General features: G+C 74.2%; 17 protein-coding genes. 12 read left to right on the plus strand and 5 right to left on the minus strand.

The genetic code is table 11. The features are described 5' to 3' along the window. The first annotated feature begins 4 nt into the window (after positions 1 to 4). From A3CO_RS0101890 to A3CO_RS0101915, 6 genes are all read left to right on the plus strand, one after another. Complete coding sequence (locus A3CO_RS0101890; RefSeq protein WP_018330536.1) at positions 5 to 586, plus strand: hypothetical protein; 582 nt, start codon at positions 5 to 7, stop codon at positions 584 to 586. Between the two features lie 112 nt (positions 587 to 698). After that, a complete protein-coding gene (locus A3CO_RS0101895; RefSeq protein WP_033413489.1) occupies positions 699 to 1,706 on the plus strand; it encodes a C40 family peptidase in 1,008 nt (335 codons plus the stop codon). A gap of 167 nt (positions 1,707 to 1,873) precedes the next feature. Then, positions 1,874 to 3,727 carry a molecular chaperone DnaK gene (dnaK, locus tag A3CO_RS0101900; protein WP_018330538.1) on the plus strand — a complete coding sequence of 618 codons (1,854 nt, stop codon included), beginning with the start codon at positions 1,874 to 1,876 and terminating at the stop codon, positions 3,725 to 3,727. Between the two features lie 76 nt (positions 3,728 to 3,803). Next, on the plus strand, positions 3,804 to 4,484 hold the full coding sequence (grpE, locus tag A3CO_RS0101905; protein WP_018330539.1) for a nucleotide exchange factor GrpE: 681 nt from the start codon (positions 3,804 to 3,806) through the stop codon (positions 4,482 to 4,484). Between the two features lie 45 nt (positions 4,485 to 4,529). Then, a complete protein-coding gene (locus tag A3CO_RS0101910) occupies positions 4,530 to 5,789 on the plus strand; it encodes a molecular chaperone DnaJ (RefSeq protein ID WP_018330540.1) in 1,260 nt (419 codons plus the stop codon). Continuing rightward, a complete protein-coding gene (locus A3CO_RS0101915; protein WP_018330541.1) occupies positions 5,786 to 6,304 on the plus strand; it encodes a heat shock protein transcriptional repressor HspR in 519 nt (172 codons plus the stop codon). Before A3CO_RS0101910 ends, A3CO_RS0101915 begins: the two co-directional genes overlap by 4 nt. Here A3CO_RS0101915 and A3CO_RS0101920 read toward each other — a convergent pair. Next, a complete protein-coding gene (locus A3CO_RS0101920) occupies positions 6,299 to 7,915 on the minus strand; it encodes an FAD-binding oxidoreductase (protein WP_018330542.1) in 1,617 nt (538 codons plus the stop codon). The two genes, A3CO_RS0101915 and A3CO_RS0101920, sit on opposite strands and share 6 nt — an antisense overlap. Positions 7,916 to 8,146: 231 nt before the next feature. Here A3CO_RS0101920 and clpB point away from each other — a divergent pair, with 231 nt between their 5' ends. After that, positions 8,147 to 10,741, plus strand: a complete 2,595-nt coding sequence (gene clpB, locus A3CO_RS0101925; RefSeq protein WP_018330543.1) for an ATP-dependent chaperone ClpB — start codon at positions 8,147 to 8,149, stop codon at positions 10,739 to 10,741. Between the two features lie 97 nt (positions 10,742 to 10,838). Here the strand turns inward: clpB and A3CO_RS0101930 are convergent, their stop codons facing one another. Beyond that, the gene (locus A3CO_RS0101930; RefSeq protein WP_018330544.1) at positions 10,839 to 12,524 is read right to left on the minus strand and encodes an ABC-F family ATP-binding cassette domain-containing protein; all 1,686 of its coding nucleotides are present in this window, start codon (positions 12,522 to 12,524) and stop codon (positions 10,839 to 10,841) included. 88 nt (positions 12,525 to 12,612) lie between these two features. On the opposite strand from A3CO_RS0101930, the gene A3CO_RS35205 reads away from it, so the two are divergent. The 5 genes from A3CO_RS35205 (at position 12,613) to A3CO_RS0101955 (ending at position 16,736) form a co-directional block, all read left to right on the plus strand. Next, a complete protein-coding gene (locus A3CO_RS35205; RefSeq protein ID WP_157646929.1) occupies positions 12,613 to 13,704 on the plus strand; it encodes a type III secretion system chaperone family protein in 1,092 nt (363 codons plus the stop codon). Then, positions 13,701 to 14,459: an SDR family NAD(P)-dependent oxidoreductase gene (locus A3CO_RS0101940; protein WP_018330546.1), complete on the plus strand. Its 759-nt coding sequence runs from the start codon at positions 13,701 to 13,703 to the stop codon at positions 14,457 to 14,459. The genes A3CO_RS35205 and A3CO_RS0101940 overlap by 4 nt, the downstream gene beginning before the upstream one ends. 102 nt (positions 14,460 to 14,561) lie before the next feature. Then, the gene (locus A3CO_RS29615; protein ID WP_018330547.1) at positions 14,562 to 15,446 is read left to right on the plus strand and encodes a glycosyltransferase family 2 protein; all 885 of its coding nucleotides are present in this window, start codon (positions 14,562 to 14,564) and stop codon (positions 15,444 to 15,446) included. Positions 15,447 to 15,471: 25 nt separating this feature from the next. After that, positions 15,472 to 16,086, plus strand: coding sequence for an orotate phosphoribosyltransferase (gene pyrE, locus A3CO_RS0101950; RefSeq protein WP_018330548.1), 615 nt, complete (start codon positions 15,472 to 15,474; stop codon positions 16,084 to 16,086). Further along, positions 16,083 to 16,736, plus strand: a complete 654-nt coding sequence (locus A3CO_RS0101955) for a TrmH family RNA methyltransferase (protein WP_018330549.1) — start codon at positions 16,083 to 16,085, stop codon at positions 16,734 to 16,736. The genes pyrE and A3CO_RS0101955 overlap by 4 nt, the downstream gene beginning before the upstream one ends. A gap of 2 nt (positions 16,737 to 16,738) precedes the next feature. Here A3CO_RS0101955 and A3CO_RS0101960 read toward each other — a convergent pair whose 3' ends face one another. The 3 genes from A3CO_RS0101960 to A3CO_RS29620 all read right to left on the minus strand — a co-directional run bounded on the left by A3CO_RS0101960 (position 16,739) and on the right by A3CO_RS29620 (position 18,710). Continuing rightward, the gene (locus A3CO_RS0101960; protein ID WP_018330550.1) at positions 16,739 to 17,473 is read right to left on the minus strand and encodes a DedA family protein; all 735 of its coding nucleotides are present in this window, start codon (positions 17,471 to 17,473) and stop codon (positions 16,739 to 16,741) included. A gap of 101 nt (positions 17,474 to 17,574) precedes the next feature. Continuing rightward, positions 17,575 to 18,078, minus strand: a complete 504-nt coding sequence (locus A3CO_RS0101965; RefSeq protein ID WP_026204195.1) for a hypothetical protein — start codon at positions 18,076 to 18,078, stop codon at positions 17,575 to 17,577. A gap of 107 nt (positions 18,079 to 18,185) precedes the next feature. Continuing rightward, positions 18,186 to 18,710, minus strand: coding sequence for a SigE family RNA polymerase sigma factor (locus A3CO_RS29620; protein ID WP_051085830.1), 525 nt, complete (start codon positions 18,708 to 18,710; stop codon positions 18,186 to 18,188). Between the last annotated feature and the right edge of the window lie 297 nt (positions 18,711 to 19,007).

A 19,007-nucleotide genomic window follows, 5' to 3' on the forward strand; every position in this document is an offset into this window, starting at 1 on the left:
GAACGTGCCGATCCGGACCCGGCGCGGCCGCTCGGGCGCGTACCGCGCGCTGTGGGAGTGGCCGCTGCACAGCCCCGCGCGGCTGGCGCTGGTGCTCGCCGTCGCCGCCGTCGTCGTCGTCGGGATCACGACGGTCTCGGGCTGGCTCTCGCCGCGCTCGTCGGGCACGGGGACCGCGCTGGGCCCGGTCCCCGAGGCGCCGACGGTCACCGTCGCGCCGCCCGCCGCCACCCCGCCGCCGGAGCTGACGCCGACCACGCTGCCGCTCTCCGCCGCCCCGCAGGCCGCGCTCGGCGTGGCGCAGCGATGGGCGACCGCGTGGGCGGACCACCCCGCCGGCACCACCGCGGCGCAGTGGAGCGACCGGTTGCGGCCCTACACCACCGACGAGTACCTGCCGACCCTCGCGGGGATCGACCCCGCGAACGTGCCCGGTACCCGCGTCACGGGCCCGCCCCGGGCGGTCGAGGTCCGGCCGGACTCGCTGCGCGTCCAGGTACCCACCGACGCGGTGACCCTGCAGCTGCTCCTCGTGCAGACCGGGCCGGGCGACTGGCGCGTCGCCGGCTACGACCGGGCGAGCTGACGTGGCCACGCTCCTCCGGCCACCGCAGCAGGGCGGACCTCCCCGTCGCGGTCCCCGCGGGTCGAGCCCCGCTCCGCTGCGTCTCCCGCGACTGCCGTCGCGCCTGCGGTTCCTGCGCCTGCTGATCCCGGTCGGCGTGCTCGCGGTGGTGCTCGTCGTCGTGCTGATGATGGGGCTGCTCGTCGTCGGGCAGTTCACCGGCGGCGGCGACCCCGACGCGGCCGGGGCGTGCGACGCCGGGGCGGGCCGCGCGGCCGTCGGGGTCCCGCGCACCGGGGCCGACCTGACCCAGGCGCAGCGGGACACCGCAGGGACGATCATCGGGGTCGCGAAGGGCATGGACGCCCCACCCCGGGCCTGGGTGGTGGCGCTCGCGACCGCGATGCAGGAGTCGCGGATGGGGCTCGCCGGCATCGACGTCGCCGTCGACCACGACTCGCTCGGGGTGTTCCAGCAGCGGCCCAGCCAGGGCTGGGGCAGCCCGGACCAGGTGCGCGACCCGGTGTACGCCACGCGCACCTTCCTGACGCGGCTGCTGGCGGTCCCCGGGTGGGCCGACCTGCCGGTGACGAGGGCCGCGCAGATCGTGCAGCGCTCGGCCTTCCCCGACGCCTACGCCCGGTGGGAGCCGCTGGCCACGTCGCTCGTCGGCGACCTCGCCGGGGTCCAGGGCGCGATCCGGCCCTGCGCGGAGGGCCCGACGGCGGGGGTGGCGACCAGCCTGCCGCCGGGGGTGGCCCGCACGGCCATCGAGTTCGCCGTCCGCGAGACCGGCAAGCCCTACGTGTGGGGCGGCACGGGGCCGGCGAGCTACGACTGCTCCGGGCTCATGCTGCGCGCCTTCCAGGCCGCCGGGATCGTCCTGCCGCGCGTCGCCAGCGACCAGTACCGGGCGGGCGCCCACGTCCCGGTGGCGCAGGCCCAGCCCGGTGACCTGCTGTTCTGGGCCTACGACACGTCGGACGCGGACTCGATCCACCACGTCGCCCTCTACCTCGGCGACGGGAAGATGATGGAGGCCCAGCAGACCGGGGTGCCGCTCGGCGTCCGGTCGGTGAGCTGGTCGGAGAAGGGCCTGGTTCCGCTGGCCACCCGACCGGGTACGGCGCCGGTGGCATGAGTTGAGCCGACCGGGAACAAGTCCCGTGACCGGCTCGTTGTGCCGTTCGAGAGCAAGTTGAGCGCCTCGGGCTCATCCCCGGCTCGCCGCGTGCGGCGGGGATCGGTAGACTTGAGCGCGACGGGCTCACGGACCGAGTGAACAGCTCCTGGAAGGAGTCAATAGACATGGCGCGAGCGGTCGGCATCGACCTCGGCACCACCAACTCCGTGGTCGCGGTCCTGGAGGGCGGCGAGCCCACGGTCATCGCCAACTCCGAGGGCAGCCGGACCACCCCGTCGGTGGTCGCCTTCGCCCGCAACGGCGACGTCCTCGTCGGACAGTCGGCCAAGAACCAGGCCGTGACGAACGTCGACCGCACGATCCGGTCGGTCAAGCGGCACATGGGCACCGACTGGACCACGGAGATCGACGGCAAGAAGTACACCGCGCAGGAGATCAGCGCCCGCACGCTGATGAAGCTCAAGCGCGACGCCGAGTCCTACCTCGGCGAGGAGGTCACCGACGCGGTGATCACCGTCCCCGCCTACTTCGAGGACGCGCAGCGCCAGGCCACCAAGGAGGCCGGCCAGATCGCGGGCCTCAACGTGCTCCGCATCGTCAACGAGCCGACCGCGGCCGCCCTCGCCTACGGGCTCGAGAAGGGCTCGGACGAGCAGACGATCCTGGTCTTCGACCTCGGTGGCGGCACGTTCGACGTCTCGCTGCTCGACATCGGCGACGGTGTGGTCGAGGTGCGCGCCACCAACGGCGACAACAACCTCGGCGGCGACGACTGGGACGAGCGGATCATCAGCTGGCTCGTCGACAAGTTCAAGAGCTCGCAGGGCATTGACCTGTCCAAGGACAAGATGGCGATGCAGCGGCTCCGTGAGGCGGCCGAGAAGGCGAAGATCGAGCTGTCCAGCTCGACCTCGACCAGCATCAACCTGCCCTACATCACGGTCGACGCCGACAAGAACCCGCTCTTCCTCGACGAGACGCTCTCGCGCTCGGAGTTCCAGCGGATCACCTCCGACCTGCTCGACCGGTGCCGTCAGCCGTTCAACCAGGTCGTGAAGGACGCCGGCATCTCGATCGGGCAGATCAGCCACGTCGTCATGGTCGGCGGCTCGACGCGCATGCCCGCGGTGACCGAGCTGGTCAAGGAGCTCACCGGCGGCAAGGACCCCAACAAGGGCGTCAACCCGGACGAGGTCGTCGCCGTCGGGGCCACGCTGCAGGCCGGCGTGCTGCGCGGTGACGTCAAGGACGTCCTGCTGCTCGACGTCACGCCGCTGTCCCTCGGCATCGAGACCAAGGGCGGCGTCATGACCAAGCTCATCGAGAAGAACACGACGATCCCGACCAAGAAGTCGGAGGTCTTCACCACGGCCGAGAACAACCAGCCGTCGGTGCAGATCCAGGTGTTCCAGGGTGAGCGCGAGATCGCGGCCTACAACAAGAAGCTCGGCATGTTCGAGCTCACCGGGCTGCCCCCCGCCCCGCAGGGCGTGCCGCAGATCGAGGTCACCTTCGACATCGACGCGAACGGCATCGTCAACGTCTCGGCGGTCGACAAGGGCACCGGCAAGTCGCAGGCCATGACGATCACCGGCGGCTCGGCCCTCTCCAAGGAGGAGATCGACCGCATGGTCTCCGACGCGGAGGCCCACGCCGACGAGGACCGCAAGCGCCGCGAGGCCGCGGAGACCCGCAACCAGGCGGAGTCGCTGGTCCACCAGACCGAGAAGGTCCTCTCCGAGAACGGCGACAAGGTCCCGGCGGAGACGAAGGACAAGGTCCAGGGCTCGCTCGACGACCTCAAGAAGGCGCTCGAGGGCGACGACACCGAGACCATCAAGTCCGCGGTGGAGAAGCTCGCCACCGACTCCCAGGAGCTTGGCCAGGCGATCTACGCCCAGTCGCAGTCCGACGGGGCCGCGGGTGCGGCCGGCGGAGCCGCCGGTGCCGGTGCCGCGGGCGGTGCGGCCGACGACGACGTCGTCGACGCCGAGATCGTCGACGACGACAAGAAGTAAGCCCCACCAGACAACGACGGGTGCCGCGCCCGGCCCCACGGGGGCCGGGCGCGGTGGACTCCAGGAGGAGGCCATCGTGCAGGACCCGACGGACGTCCGTGAGGACGTGTCGGTGGAGGACCACCAGGAGGAGTTCGGCGCCGGCTCGGACGCGCCCGGGGGCAACCCCGTCGTGCCGGCCGACGGAGTCGACATCCCCGACGCGGCGGTGGGGGGCACCCCCACCTCGGCCGAGGGCGAGGTCGACACGGCGGCGGGCGATCCGCAGCTCACGCGGCTGCGCACCGACCTCGAGGAGCGCACCGAGGATCTCAAGCGGCTCTCGGCGGAGTACGCCAACTACCGGCGCCGGGTCGAGCGGGACCGCGAGGCCACCGTGGCGGGCGCCAAGGCCCAGGTGGCCGGTGAGTTGCTGACGGTGCTCGACGACGTCGAGCGGGCTCGGCAGCACGGCGACCTGACGGGTGCGTTCAAGGTCGTGGCCGACCGGCTCTCCGAGACGCTGCAGCGGGCCGGGCTCGCGGGCTTCGGCGAGGTCGGCGACGCGTTCGACCCGTCGGTGCACGAGGCCGTCGCCAGCGCCTCGTCCGCCGAGGTCGACGGCCCGACCGTCACCACGGTGATGCGCCGCGGCTACCGCTTCGGGGAGAAGGTGCTGCGTCCCGCGATGGTCGAGGTCACCGACCACGACCCGGACGCGGTGACGGCGGACAGCGGGACCGGCGGTTCCGGCTCCGCCGCAGGTGCAGGAGAGTAGGGACGTCCCGGCCGACGCCGGGTTCACGGGAGGAGGGATGGACCGTTGAGCAATCGCGACTGGCTCGAGAAGGACTTCTACCGTGAGCTCGGCGTCGCGAAGGACGCACCGGCCGACGAGATCAAGAAGGCCTACCGCAAGATCGCGCGGGAGAACCACCCCGACGCGAAGCCCGGCGACACGAAGGCCGAGGCGAGGTTCAAGGCCGCGGGCGAGGCGTACGGCGTGCTGTCCGACCCGGCCAAGCGCAAGGAGTACGACGAGGCCCGCACGCTGTTCGCGGGCGGTCGCTTCGGCGGCTTCGGTGGCGGGGGGCGGTCCGCGGGCGGCCAGGGTGGCGGGTTCGAGGACCTGTTCGCCGGGGGCGGTCGGAGCGGCGGCGGCGCCGGCGGGCTGGGTGACCTGCTCGGCGGCATCTTCGGTGGCATGGGCGGGATGGGTGGCGGCACCGCCACCGACCCGACGGGCGGCATGGGCACCGGCGGGATGGGCGGTTTCGGCGGCGTCCCGCGCCAGCGTCGGGGTGCCGACGTCGAGACCGAGGTGCGTATCGACTTCGCCGAGGCGGTCAACGGCGCGACGCTGCCGCTCCGGCTCACCTCGCCGATGACCTGCGGCACCTGTGACGGGTCCGGCGCCAAGCCGGGGACCACGCCGCGCACCTGCACGCGTTGCGGCGGGGCGGGGCTCGTGTCCCGCAGCCAGGGCGCCTTCGCGTTCAGCGAGCCCTGCCCGGACTGCCGCGGCAGCGGACACCTGGTCGACGACCCGTGCCCCGAGTGCGGGGGCGACGGCGTCAGCTCCCGCCCGCGCACCATCACCATCCGGGTGCCCGCGGGCGTCGAGGACGGCCAGCGGATCCGGCTCGCCGGCAAGGGCCAGCCCGGCCCGGCGGGAGGACCGTCCGGCGACCTCTACGTCATCGTCCACGTCAGCACCGACGCCGTGTTCGGCCGGTCGGCCAAGAACCCGGACGACCTCACGCTGGCACTGCCCGTCACCTACCCCGAGCTGGTCCGCGGGGCCACGGTCACGGTGCCGACGCTCGACGGCCGCATCTCACTGAAGGTGCCGCCGGGCAGCTCGGCGGGACGCACGCTGCGCGTGCGCGGGCGTGGCGTGAAGCGCAAGGACCGCACCGGCGACCTGCTGGTCACCCTTGAGCTCGCGGTCCCCGCCCGGCTGTCGTCCGAGGCGAGCGATGCGCTCGACGCGTACGCCCGCGCCACGGCCGACCACGATCCGCGCGCCCATCTCACCGAGCGGGCCGACCGGGCCCACGCGGACAAGGAAGCGGCGTCATGACCGGCGGGGACACGGGTTCCGAGCGTGCCCGTCGTGCCCCGCGCGCCGATTCGGCGATCCCCGGACTGCCGCCGTGGGCCGACGAGGACACCCCCGTCTTCGTCATCTCGATCGCGGCCGAGTTCTCGGGCATGCACGCGCAGACGCTCCGCTCGTACGACCGCATCGGCCTGGTCAGCCCGGGGCGCGCGAGCGGTGGCGGTCGCCGCTACTCGGTGCGCGACATCGCCCTGCTCCGCGAGGTGCAGCGGCTCTCCCAGGAGGAGGGCGTCAACCTCGCGGGCATCAAGCGCATCATCGAACTCGAGCGCGAGGTCGACCAGCTCACCGACAGGCTCGCCGAGGTCACCGACGAGCTCGCCCGCAGCCAGTCCCGGCTGCAGTCGCTGGCGGAGCAGGCCGGGCGGTCGGGCGACCTGCTCCCCGTCCGGCGCACGCAGTCGGTCGTGGTGTGGCAGCCCGCGCAGCACCGGCGGCGCCGGCAGGGCCCGGAGGACCCGGGCGGAGAGTCATGACCCGTCGTCGGTGAAGGGGTCGTAGTGGATGCGGTCCAGCGGCGTGCCGTCGACCAGGAGGGCGGCCGTGGTCGCGCGGATCATGTCCGGCGACCCGGCCACCACCACGTCGTGGTCGAGCCACGGGCCGCAGCGGCTGACCGCCTCCACGACGGTGCCCGGGGCCAGGTCGGTGTCCAACGGGTCGGACTCGCACGCGCCGACCACCGCGAGCCACGGCTCCCCGGCGGCCAGGTCGGCGAAGCGGTCGAGCGAGTGCAGGTCCTCGGGGGTCCGGCCGCCGATCACCACGGTCGTGGGTCGGACGTCGACCCCGGCCGCCGCGAGGCCGACCAGCTCCTCGCACAGGGCCAGCGCCACGGCGGCTCCGGTGCCGCCGCCGACGAGCAGGAGCTCGCGCTCGGCGGCCGGGTCCACCTCCAGCTCGCCCTCGGCCGGTCCGATGCGCCAGCGCTCGCCGATCCGGCTGTGTGCCACGACCGACCGGCTCACCCACCCGCCGTCGACCGCCCGCACGTGGAACTCCAGGCGCCCGTCGGCACGCGGCGCCCCGGCGGGCGTGAGGTGACGCCACAGACGCGGCCGCTGCGGCACCTCGACGGTGACCGACTGCCCCGGCCGGTACGCGACGGGGACGTCGGGCTCGACCTCCACGACCGCCAGGTCCCAGCTCAGCCGCCGGTGCGCCACGACGGTCGCCCCGACGACGCCGGGCAGGGCCGCGACGGCCGCGCGGGCGGGCCGGGTGGCCAGCGAGAAGGCGCGCACCCAGGCCGCGTCGGCGTCGGGCGCCCACTCCGGGCCGGCGAAGCGTCGGACCGCGCCGACGAGGGCGACGCCGAGCGGCTCGTCCGTCGTGGCGTCGAGCCCGAGCGTCCGCAGCTCGCGGGCCAGCGGCGGCACCGCCGTGGCGAGCTCGGCGGGTCGGTCCACGACGGACATGGCGGCGATCATCGTGCGGAGCAGCCGGCGCGCGGCCGGGTCGGCCTGCGCGGGGAACAGCCCGCGCAGGGCCGGGGCGAGGCTGAACAGCAGCGCGCCGAACCAGTGCGCGACCTCGACCTCGGAGTCGACGACCTGGGCCCACGCGACGCGGACGGCCTCGGCGGCGCGGACGACCGTGAGGTCGGTGGCCGGCAGGACCGAGGTCCGTGCGGTGTCGGCCCGTGTGGCGTCGGCTCGTGCGGTGTCGCCTCGTGTGGTGTCGCCTCGTGTGGCGTCGGCTCGTCGGGACCGCTCGGCGGCCGACAGCGGCGCGGTGGGGGGCGGCGCGGCCGACAGCGGCGCGGTGGGGGGTGGCACGGTGACGGGCGCGACGAGCGCGGTCGTCGCGGGAGCGTCGTGCGGGGTGTCGCCGGGGCGGTCCTCGACGGCGTCGTCGTCGGGGGCGGCTGTGGCGGCCGGGGCGGCGGTCCGGGCCACGGCCGGGATGACGGTGGTGGCCACCGCAGAGGCGGGCGGCCGCGCCGCCGTCGGCACCAGGCGCAGCAGGCGGGCGGGTGGGCGGACGGGTGCCTCCGACGGGCGCGCAGCGGCCGGAGCCGCCCCGTCGTCCGGGGTGGCCCCGCGAGCCCCCGTGGGGTCGATCGGCCCGGCCGGATCCGCCGACATGCCGACTCCCTCCTCGCCCCCGGCATGGTCCCGTCCCACACCCGAGTCCCGAGCATCATGACAGAGCGTACGCAGACACGGCTCACTGTCCCCGTGTCGTCACCCTGGGCGACATCGACGGACGGGAACCCGACAACCTCGCGCAGACTTGAGTGGAATACGCTCAAGTTCGCGTAGGTTGGAACCCACGAGAGTCACCACGACCCCCTCCAGCCCGAAAGGCCAGCCCCGATGGACTTCTCGCCGACGACGCGGACCCAGCAGGCGGTGTCCGCCGCGGTCCGCGCCGCCACCGCGTCCGGACACCCCCAGGTGTCGCCGGCGCACCTGCTCGTCGCCCTGCTCGACCAGACCGACGGCATCACGCTGCCGCTGCTGCGCGCCGTGTCGGCCGATCCCGACGCCGTGCGCGCCGAGACCGAGCGGCTGATCGCGTCGATGCCCAGCGCCACGGGCTCGAACGTCGCGGCGCCGCAGTTCGACGGTGACTCCGCGCGGGTGCTCGCCCACGCGCAGCAGCTCGCCGCCGACATCGGCGACGAGTACGTCTCCACCGAGCACCTGCTCGTCGGGCTGGCGGCGGCCGGGGGGCGCACCGCGCAGATCCTCACCCGCCACGGCGCGACGCCGGAGGCGCTGCAGGAGGCGTTCAGCAAGGTCCGCGGCTCGGCCCGCATCACCTCGCCCGACCCCGAGGGCACGTTCCAGGCCCTCGAGAAGTACGGGCAGGACCTCACCGAGCGGGCCCGCTCGGGCAAGCTCGACCCCGTCGTCGGGCGGGACGCCGAGATCCGCCGGGTCGTGCAGGTGCTCTCGCGCCGCACGAAGAACAACCCGGTGCTGATCGGTGAGCCCGGCGTCGGGAAGACCGCGATCGTCGAGGGCCTGGCCCAGCGCATCGTCGCGGGCGACGTGCCCGAGTCGCTGCGCGACAAGCGCGTCGTGGCGCTCGACCTCGGCTCGATGGTCGCCGGCGCCAAGTACCGCGGCGAGTTCGAGGAGCGGCTCAAGGCCGTCCTCGGCGAGATCACCGACTCGGCCGGACAGGTCATCACCTTCATCGACGAGCTGCACACCATCGTCGGCGCCGGGGCCACCGGGGAGTCGGCCATGGACGCCGGCAACATGATCAAGCCCATGCTCGCCCGCGGTGAGCTGCGGATGGTCGGCGCCACCACACTCGACGAGTACCGCAAGCACATCGAGTCGGACCCGGCGCTGGAGCGGCGCTTCCAGCAGGTCCTCGTCGGGGAGCCCTCCGTGGAGGACACGGTCGGCATCCTGCGCGGGCTCAAGGAGCGCTACGAGGTGCACCACGGCGTGCGGATCACCGACGCCGCGCTGGTCGCCGCGGCCGCGCTGTCCGACCGGTACATCACCGCGCGGTTCCTGCCCGACAAGGCGATCGACCTCGTCGACGAGGCCGCCTCGCACCTGCGCATGGAGATCGACTCGCGGCCGGTGGAGATCGACGAGGTGGAGCGCTCCGTGCGTCGCCTCGAGATCGAGGAGATGGCGCTGGCCAAGGAGTCCGACGCCGCGTCGGCCGAGCGGCTGAGCGCGCTGCGCTCCGAGCTCGCCGAGAAGCGCGAGGAGCTGTCGGCCCTCACCGCCCGCTGGCAGGGCGAGAAGGAGTCGATCAACGCGGCGCGCGACCTCAAGGAGCAGCTCGAGGCGCTGCGCGGGGAGTCCGACCGGGCCGAGCGCGACGGCGACTACGCCAAGGTCGCCGAGCTGCGCTACGGCCGCATCCCGGCGCTCGAGAAGGACCTCGCCGCCGCCGACGAGGCGTCTGCGGCCGCCGGCCCGGTCATGCTCAAGGAGGAGGTCGGCCCGGACGACGTCGCCGACGTCGTGTCCGCGTGGACCGGTATCCCCGCCGGCCGGCTGCTGGAGGGCGAGACCCAGAAACTGCTGCGGATGGAGGACGAGCTCGGCCGGCGGGTCGTCGGCCAGACCGAGGCCGTCCGTGCCGTGTCCGACGCGGTCCGCCGCACTCGGGCCGGCATCTCCGACCCCGACCGTCCGACCGGTTCGTTCCTCTTCCTCGGCCCCACGGGCGTCGGCAAGACCGAGCTGGCCAAGGCGCTCGCGGCGTTCCTGTTCGACGACGAGCGGGCGATGATCCGCATCGACATGAGCGAGTACGGCGAGAAGCACTCGGTCGCCCGGCTCGTCGGGGCACCCCCCGGCTACGTCGGCTACGACCAGGGCGGTCAGCTCACCGAGGCCGTCCGGCGCCGGCCGTACGCCGTGGTGCTGCTCGACGAGGTCGAGAAGGCTCACCCCGACGTGTTCGACGTGCTGCTGCAGGTGCTCGACGACGGGCGCCTCACGGACGGCCAGGGCCGCACCGTGGACTTCCGCAACACGATCCTCGTGCTGACCTCGAACCTCGGGTCGGCCGCGCTGATGGACACCTCGCTCGACGACGCCGGGCGGCGGGACCGGGTCATGGACGTCGTCAAGCGGTCGTTCAAGCCGGAGTTCCTCAACCGGCTCGACGACGTCGTGGTGTTCCACGCGCTGTCGACCGAGGAGCTCACCTCGATCGTCGACATCCAGATCGACCGGCTCGCCTCCCGCCTCTCCGGACGCCGGCTCTCGCTCACCGTGTCCGACGCGGCGAAGGAGTGGCTGGCGCTGCAGGGCTTCGACCCGCTGTACGGGGCGCGGCCGCTGCGCCGGCTGGTGCAGTCCTCGATCGGCGACCAGCTCGCCCGGGAACTGCTCGGCGGTGAGGTCCGCGAGGGCGACACCGTCCGCGTCGACCTCGACAAGGACGCCGACCACGGCGCCGGCGCGTTGACGGTGTCGCGCGCCTGAGTCCTGTCCGTTCTCGAGCGAAGGGCCCCTTCGGTCGGTCCACCCGACCGGAGGGGCCCATCGCTCGTTCCGGGCGCGGTGACCGGCCGTCCGCGCGTCAGACCACCTCGCGGACCCGACCGTCCTCGACGTGCCAGCGACGGGTGGTGCGGACGGTGTCGAGCATCCGACGGTCGTGGGTGACCAGCAGGACCGTGCCGGTGAACGACTCGAGCGCCGACTCGAGCTGCTCGATCGCGGGCAGGTCGAGATGGTTGGTCGGCTCGTCGAGGACGAGGAGGTTCACCCCCCGCGCCTGCAGCAGCGCCAGGGCGGCCCGGGTGCGTTCGCCCGGCGACAGCGAGTCGGCGGGTCGGTGCACGTGCTCCGCCCCGAGGCCGAACTTGGCGAGCAGGGTGCGGACCTCCGCGGTGGGCCACCGGTCGACCTCCGGCTCCCGCGAGAACGCGTCCAGCAGCGTCCGCTCCCCGGCGAACAGGCCGCGGGCCTGGTCCACCTCCCCGACCACCACCCCGGAGCCGAGCTCCGCCGACCCGTCGTCGGGAAGGATCCGACCGAGCAGCAGGCCGAGCAGCGTGGTCTTGCCCGCGCCGTTGGCGCCGGTGACGGCGACGCGGTCGGCGTAGTCGAGCTGCAGCGAGACGGGGCCGAGGGTGAAGGCCGGTCGGTCGGGTCGAGCTCCGCTGCGCTGCGTCTCCCCGCGGCGCACCAGCGCGTCGTGCAGGGTCGCGACGACGGTGCCGGAGCGGGGCGCGGTGGCGATCGTCATCCGCAGCTCCCACTCCTTGCGGGGCTCCTCGACGACCTCGAGGCGCTCGATCCGGCGCTGCGACTGCGCGACCTTCGAGGCCTGCTTCTCGGTCGACTCGGCGCGGACCTTGCGGGCGTTCTTGTCGTTGTCGGACTTCCCGGCGCCTTTGCGGCGGGCGTTGCGGACTCCGTGCTCGAGCCAGTTGCGCTGCGTCTGCATGCGGCCCTCGAGCGCGGACCGCTTGTCCGCGTACTCCTCGTAGCTCTCCCGGGCATGACGTCGGGCGACGGCACGCTCGGCGAGGTAGGCCTCGTAGCCGCCGCCGTAGAAGGCGACCTGCTGCTGTGCGAGGTCGAGCTCCAGGACGCCGGTGACGGTGCGGGCGAGGAACTCGCGGTCGTGGCTGACGACGACGGTCGGCGCGCGCAGCTCGCGGACGAAGCGCTCGAGGCGGTCCAGGCCGGCGAGGTCGAGGTCGTTGGTGGGCTCGTCGAGCAGGAAGACGTCGAAGCGCGCGAGGAGCAGGGCGGCGAGGTTGACGCGGGCGGCCTGGCCACCGGAGAGCGCCGTCATCGCCGCGTCGAGGGGGAGACCCAGGCCCAGGTCGGCAGCCACCTCGGGGATGCGGTCGGGCAGGTCGGCGCCCCCGAGGTCGAGCCAGCGCTCGAGGGCCGTGGAGTAGCGCTCGCCGTCGTCGCCGTTCTCGAGCAGGACGGTGGCCGCGTCGAGTTCGGCCTGCGCGTCCGCGACCCCGGTGCGGCGCGCCAGGAAGCCCTCGATCGTCTCGCCCGGCCGGCGGGCCGGTTCCTGCGGGAGGTGCCCGACGGAGGCGGTGGGCGGGGCGAGCTCGACGGTGCCGGTGTCGGGCTTCTCGAGCCCCGCGAGGATGCGCAGGAACGTCGACTTGCCGGCCCCGTTGGCGCCCACCAGCCCGACGACGTCCCCCGCCCCGACGGTGAGGTCGGCGCCGGAGAAGACGGTGCGCGCTCCGTGGACGGCGGAGACGTCGCGGGCGACGAGGGTGGCCTGCACCGACCCGAGCGTAGTGCTCGATCAGAAAGGCGTGGTCACTCCGAGTGTCCTGCTCCACCGGACCGGGGTGCGGGCCTACGCTCGGTGGGTGCCTGCCTGGATCTGGTTCGTCGTGGCGCTGGTCGCCGCAGCCGGCGGTGCGCTGCTGCTCTGGTACGACCGTGCGCGTCCCGCCCGCCGGGGCAACGACCGGCGGGAGTGGGCGGCGTCGAAGGGCTGGGAGTTCACCGACGCGCTCTCCTCACCGCCCCACGCGTGGCGCTACGGCACGCTGCGCGGCGACGGCCCCCGCCAGGCCTACGACGTCGCGACCGGCGCCGTGCCCGGCCCCGGCGGTCGGCGGCTGGGCTGCATCTTCGACCAGGAGCAGGACGGCCGGACCGTCGGGACGATCGCCGCGGTGCGGGGCACCGTCGCGGTGCCGGTGGCCATCGAGCTGCGGCTCCCCGAGTCGCCCCGGCCCGACGACGACGAGCTCGACAACCTCGGGCAGGTCGGCCGGCGCTACGCGTTCGTCTCGAACGCCCTCGAGGGCCGGCGGCTGCTGACCCGGCAGGTCACCGACGCCGCCGACCGTGTCGGCGCGGACGTGCCGCTGGTGTGGGCCGAGGACACGTGGGTGCTCGCCTCGATCGAGCCCGACGCCGACCCCGATCGGGTCGAGGGCCTCATCGAGTCCCTGGTCGACGTGTCCGCGGCAATCAAGGACGCCGTGGAGAACGGGACGGACGGATCGGGCACCGGGGCCCCGGCCGACGACGACGCACCCACTTCCGTCGTCGGGAAGCGGGACCCGGACCGGGTGGTGCCCGCCGTGGGCAGCCCCGCCGACGAGTCCCGGACCGAGTCCGTCGAGCGCGAGGACGACGCCCCGACCACGGTCGTCGGCAAGGCTCCCGCCGCGGCGACGGGGCGCCCGTCGGGTGCCCGCCCGGCCGCGCGCGACGACGAGGACGACTTCGACGACGAGTTCGAGGCCTTCGCGTCCGGCGACGACGAGGCGCCGTACTCCGCCGGGCGGAAGGACGACGGGAGCGGGCGCCCGACGCACCGCGACCGGCCCGCCGACATCCCCTACGACCTCGAGAGCGACGACCCGGATCCGGACGAGCCGCGCCCGGACGGGCCGCGTTCCTCGCAGGGCAGCACGTGGCGCAGCGGGAAGTTCCGGGGCCGGTGAGCCCCACCGCGCTCGTGACCGGCGCGAGTTCCGGGCTCGGCACCGAGTTCGCCGTCCAGCTGGCCGCCGCCGGCTACGACCTGGTGCTCGTGGCCCGGGACGAGGCCCGCCTGCGGGCCCTCGCCGACCGCCTCGGGAACGCCGAGGTCCTGGTCGCCGACCTCGCGGACCCCGAGGCCCGCCGACCGGTCGAGGACCGCCTGACCGACGCCGACCGCCCGGTCGACCTCCTCGTGAACAACGCCGGTTACGGCACCGCGGGCGAGTTCGTCGAGACCGACCTCGACGTGCTGGCCGCGAACCACGAGGTCAACGTGACCACCGTGCTGCGCCTGACGCGGGCCGCGCTGCCGGGCATGATCGCGCGCGGCCGGGGCGGGGTGCTCAACGTGTCGAGCGTCGCGGGCTTCCTAACGGGGCGCGGCTCGGTGTACGGCGCCGGCAAGGCCTACGTGACGATGCTGTCGCAGAACCTCGCGGGTGCGCTCGCCGGCACCGGGGTCCACGTGATGGCGCTGTGCCCCGGGTTCGTGAAGACCGAGTTCCACCAGCGCTTCGGGCAGGCACGCAGCGGACCGTCCTTCGCGTGGATGGACGCGGACGACGTGGTGCGGACCGCGCTGGCCGACTTCGCCCGCGGCCGTCCGGTGTCGGTCCCGCACCCGCTGTACAAGGCGATCGTGCTCGGTGCGCGGCTCGCGCCACCACGGCTCGTGCACGCGCTCGCGCGGCGCAGTGCATCCGGACGCGGCTGAACCGGACGATCCGCCCGTCGGGTCACGGTCTGTCATCGAATTGTTGACCGTCGGACCCACAGCGTTCACGATTGGCCGCATGATCGCCGGACGCGAGATCTCGTGACGCCCCAGGTCTCGGTGGTGATCCCGCTGTACCAGAAGGAGCGGTACATCGGCCGGACGCTCGGGAGCGTGCTCGCGCAGACGTTCGACGACTTCGAGGTCGTCGTCCTCGACAACGCCTGCACCGACGGCTCCGCCGCGGTGGTCCGCTCGTTCGACGACCCGCGGGTGCGTCTCGAGCGGAACCCGGCGACGATCCCGGCGCCCGCCAACTTCCGCCGCGCGGTGGAGCTGGCCCGCGCCCCGCTGGTCAAGGTGCTCAGCGCGGACGACCTGATCTACCCGACCGCTCTCGCCGAGCAGGTCGTGGTGCTCGACGCCGACCCCGGCCTCCCGCTCGTCTCCTGCCGCCACGACCTCGTTGACGACGACGACCGCGTCATCTCCCACGACCGGGCCCTGCGCAGCCGCGACCTGGTCGGCCGGCAGGACACCGCCACGGTGATCCGGCGGATCGTGCGCCACCGCGGCAGCCCTCTCGGGGTGCCGGGCAACATGCTGTTCCGCCGCACCGCCTACGACGCCGCCGGCGGGTTCCCGGACAACGCCTACGCCCTGGACATCGGGCTCGCCGCCCGGCTCGTGGAGCACGGCGGGTTCTACGGGCTGCCGCGCACGCTCTCGGCCTTCCGGCTGGCTACCGGCTCGGTGACCTCGACGGCGTTCCGCCGCAACATCGGCCTGCAGCACCAGTTCCTCCGCGAGCTGCGTGCCCGGCACCGCGACGTCATCCGACGCCGGGACGTGGCCGTCGGCCTGCTGCGGGAACCGCTCACCACCACGCGGCAACGCCTCATGGCGGCGGCGTCGACCGACCCGTCGAGCCGTCGGCACCGGTGGCTGCGCGCCACGGTCGACCCGCGGGCGGGCGTCCGGGGCTGACCCGCGCCGTCGTCACAATGGGGGCATGGCCTCCTCCCACGCCCCCCTGCCCGGAGCTCCCGCGGAGCGCGCCGTCGCCGCCGTCGGCGGCGGGCCCGACGTGGACGGTCCGGCGCGTGACCGGCTGGCCGCCCTCGCCCGCGAGCTCGCCGTGGTGCACGGCCGCGTGACCCTGTCCTCCGGGCGCGAGGCGGACTACTACGTCGACATGCGGCGGATCAGCCTCCACCACGAGGCGGCGCCGCTGATCGGGCGGCTGCTGCGGGAGATGACCGCCGACTGGTCCTATGACGCCGCGGGCGGGCTCACCATGGGCGCCGACCCGGTGGGCGCGGCGATCATGCACGCCGACGGGCGGCCGATCGACGCGTTCGTGGTGCGCAAGGAGGCCAAGGGCCACGGCATGCAGCGCCGGGTGGAGGGCCCCGACGTCGCGGGTCGGCGGGTGCTCGTCGTCGAGGACACCTCGACCACCGGCGGCAGCCCGGTGACCGCTCTCGACGCGCTGCGGGTGGCCGGCGCCGAGGTGGTGGGCGTTGCGACGATCGTGGACCGCTCGACGGGGGCCGCCGAGGTCATCCGGGAGCGGGGCGTGCCCTACCGCGCGCTGCTCGGGCTCGCCGACCTGGGCCTGGGGTGACCGGGCTCCCCGACGACGGGCCGGGCCCGACCGAGTGGACGACGGGCGCCCCCGAGGTGGGCGTCGGGCCGTGGGCCGGGGCGTGGCCGGACGACCCGCGCTACGACCCGGAGCTGCTCGCGGGGGGCGACCGGCGCAACGTCGTCGATCGGTACCGCTACTGGCGCCGGGAGGCGATCGTCGCCGACCTCGACACGCGGCGGCACCCGTTCCACGTCGCCATCGAGAACCTGAACCACGACGCGAACATCGGCACGATCGTCCGCACCGCGAACGCGTTCCTCGCCGCCGGGGTGCACGTGGTGGGGCGGCGGCGGTGGAACCGGCGCGGAGCGATGGTCACCGACCGGTACCAGCACGTCGCCCACCACCCCACGGTCACCGACCTCGTGGCATGGGCCCGGGAGGCCGGCCTCGTCGTCGTCGCCGTGGACAACCGGCCGGGGGCCCGGCCGCTCGAGACGACGGTGCTGCCGCGGGCGTGCGTGCTGCTGTTCGGCCAGGAGGGATCCGGCCTGACGCCCGAGGCGACCGCGGGCGCCGATCTCGTGGTGTCGATCGCCCAGTTCGGTTCCACCCGCTCGATCAACGCGGGTGTCGCCGCGGGCATCGCGATGCACGCCTGGATCCGGACGTACGCCGCGGTCTGACCTCAGCGCTCGGGGCGGCGGCGGATCTGCTGGGTCGGGGCGTCGGCGTTCGCGCCGTCGAGCGTCTCCTCGGCGAGGTCCGAGGCGCCGAGCTTCTTCTCCCGGCGGGCCTGGATCGCCTCGATCGCGATCGGCACCAGCGAGATCACCACGACGAGGATGAGCATCAGCTCGATGTTGTTCTTCACGACGTCGAACTGACCCAGCACGGCACCGAGCAGGGTCACACCCGCGCCCCAGAGGACGGCGCCGATCGCGGAGAAGAGGAAGAACCGCTTGGCCTCCATGCGCCCCACCCCGGCCATGACCGTGATGAACGTCCGCACGATCGGGACGAAGCGGCCCAGCACGATGGCCCGGTTGCCGTACTTGTCGAAGAACTTCTGCGTGCGCTCGACGTTCTCGCGCTTGAACAACCGGGAGTTCGGCTTGTCGAAGATCGCCGGGCCGGCCTTGTAGCCGATGCCGTAGCCGGCGACGTTGCCGGCGAAGGCGGCGACCACGAGGACCACGCAGGCCAGCCACAGCGGGGTCTGGATCAGCCCGGTGGTGGCGGCGAGCCCGGTGATGAACAGCAAGGAGTCACCCGGGAGGAAGAACCCGATCAGCAGCCCGCACTCCGCGAAGAGGATCAGGGCCACGCCCAGCAGGGCCCAGGGCCCCAGGCTCTGGATGATGTACTGCGGGTCCAGCCACTGCGGGCCCAGGGCGACGACCGTGGTCGCGTCGGCGAGCATCACGCCTCGTCACGCTACTGGCCGCACGTTGGAGTTCGATGTGTGCCTCCGCAGATGCGCCCGCAGGTGTCACGGGCGGGCTCCGGGGTGACTCCGGCGCGTCAGGCCGGGAGCAGCAGCGAGAGCACGCCGATCGCCGCCCCGACGGTGCCGCCGGCCAGCAGGGACACCACGCCCCACCAGGCGATCGTGCTCACCGACCAGGTCCCGGGGCCCTCCGTGGGAGCGACCGTCCGCGGGGGGACCGGGCGACCCGCGGTGTACGGACGGTAGGCGGGGAGGGGTCCCGACGACGGGCCGAGCGGCGGCGCGCCGTACGGCGGCCGCGCGGGCGCCGGCCGGGCTCCGGGCGGGGCGGCGGCGCCGCCCGAGCGCGGGGCGGGGACGTCGGCGCGGATCGTGGACCCGCTCGCGGGGGCCGGCGGCGTCGGAGCCGTCTCGGTGCGGCGCCGGCCCAACGGCCGGAACCGCCGCGACCGGCCCGTGGGGGCCTCGGGGGACGCGGCGGTCGGCGGCTCCGGGCGCGGGGGGACCGGACGCGGGGTGGACACGCCACCCGCGGCCTGGGCCCGGAGTGCCTCGGACAGCAGCCGCTCGTCATCCATCGCCGGCGATCGTAACCACGGCGGGGTCGGCTACCCCAGGGGTCGGTGCGGCGCGGTCCCGCCGGCCGGGCGTCGCGGTGCGACGGATGGCGGGTGGCCCACTGCTCCTACGGGGTGCCGCCCACGATCTTCGAGATCGCGTCGAGGCCGCGGCTGGCGGTCGACTTCACGGTGCCGCGGCTGATGCCGGTGGCCTCGGCGATCTCGGCCTCGGACAGCCCGCCGTAGTAGCGCAGCACGAGGACCTCGCGCTGTCGGCGCGGGAGCTGGGAGAGGGCGGAGACCACGGCCTGGTGCTCCGCCGAGAGCATGGCGAGCGACTCGGCCGAGCGGGCGTCGGCGGTGTGCGGCGGGGTGTACTCCCGGGCGGTCCGCCGACGTCGCAGCACCGAGCGGGACCCGTTGACCACCGCGGTGCGCAGGTAGCCGAGGGCCGCGTTCTCGTCCCGCAGGCGCGACCAGTGGCGGTGCAGCCCCGTGAACGCCTCCTGCACCACGTCCTCCGCGGTCGCCGGGTCGTCCACGAGCAGGATCGCGAGGCGCACGAACCGCATGCGGTGCTCGCGGTAGAGGTCCTCGAGGGTGCGCGGACCGTCGGGTGAGGGCTGCGGCGGCGGCGCCGGCGTGGGCAGCGCCCCGGGCGGCGGGGGCGGTGCGGTGGGGCCCGGACGGCCGTTGGTCGGGTACGCCGGGGGGCGGCCGGGCGCGTAGCGGGGCGGCCCGCCGTTGGTACCGCGGGCCGGCGGGGCGGCCGGGTGTACGACCGAGGCCTCCGCACCGGTCATCGCGTCGAGCGCGCGCAGGCTGCCCAGCGTGCGTTCGATCGCGCTCTCGACCGGCTCGACCACGTCCCCGACGATAGACCAGGCCACCGACACCTTTTCCGCGTGGCGGGTGGTGAAACGGGAGAACACGTCCGCTTGTCCGGA

Origin of the sequence: Actinomycetospora chiangmaiensis DSM 45062, from assembly GCF_000379625.1 — a bacterium.
GTDB classification, from domain to species: Bacteria; Actinomycetota; Actinomycetes; order Mycobacteriales; family Pseudonocardiaceae; genus Actinomycetospora; species Actinomycetospora chiangmaiensis.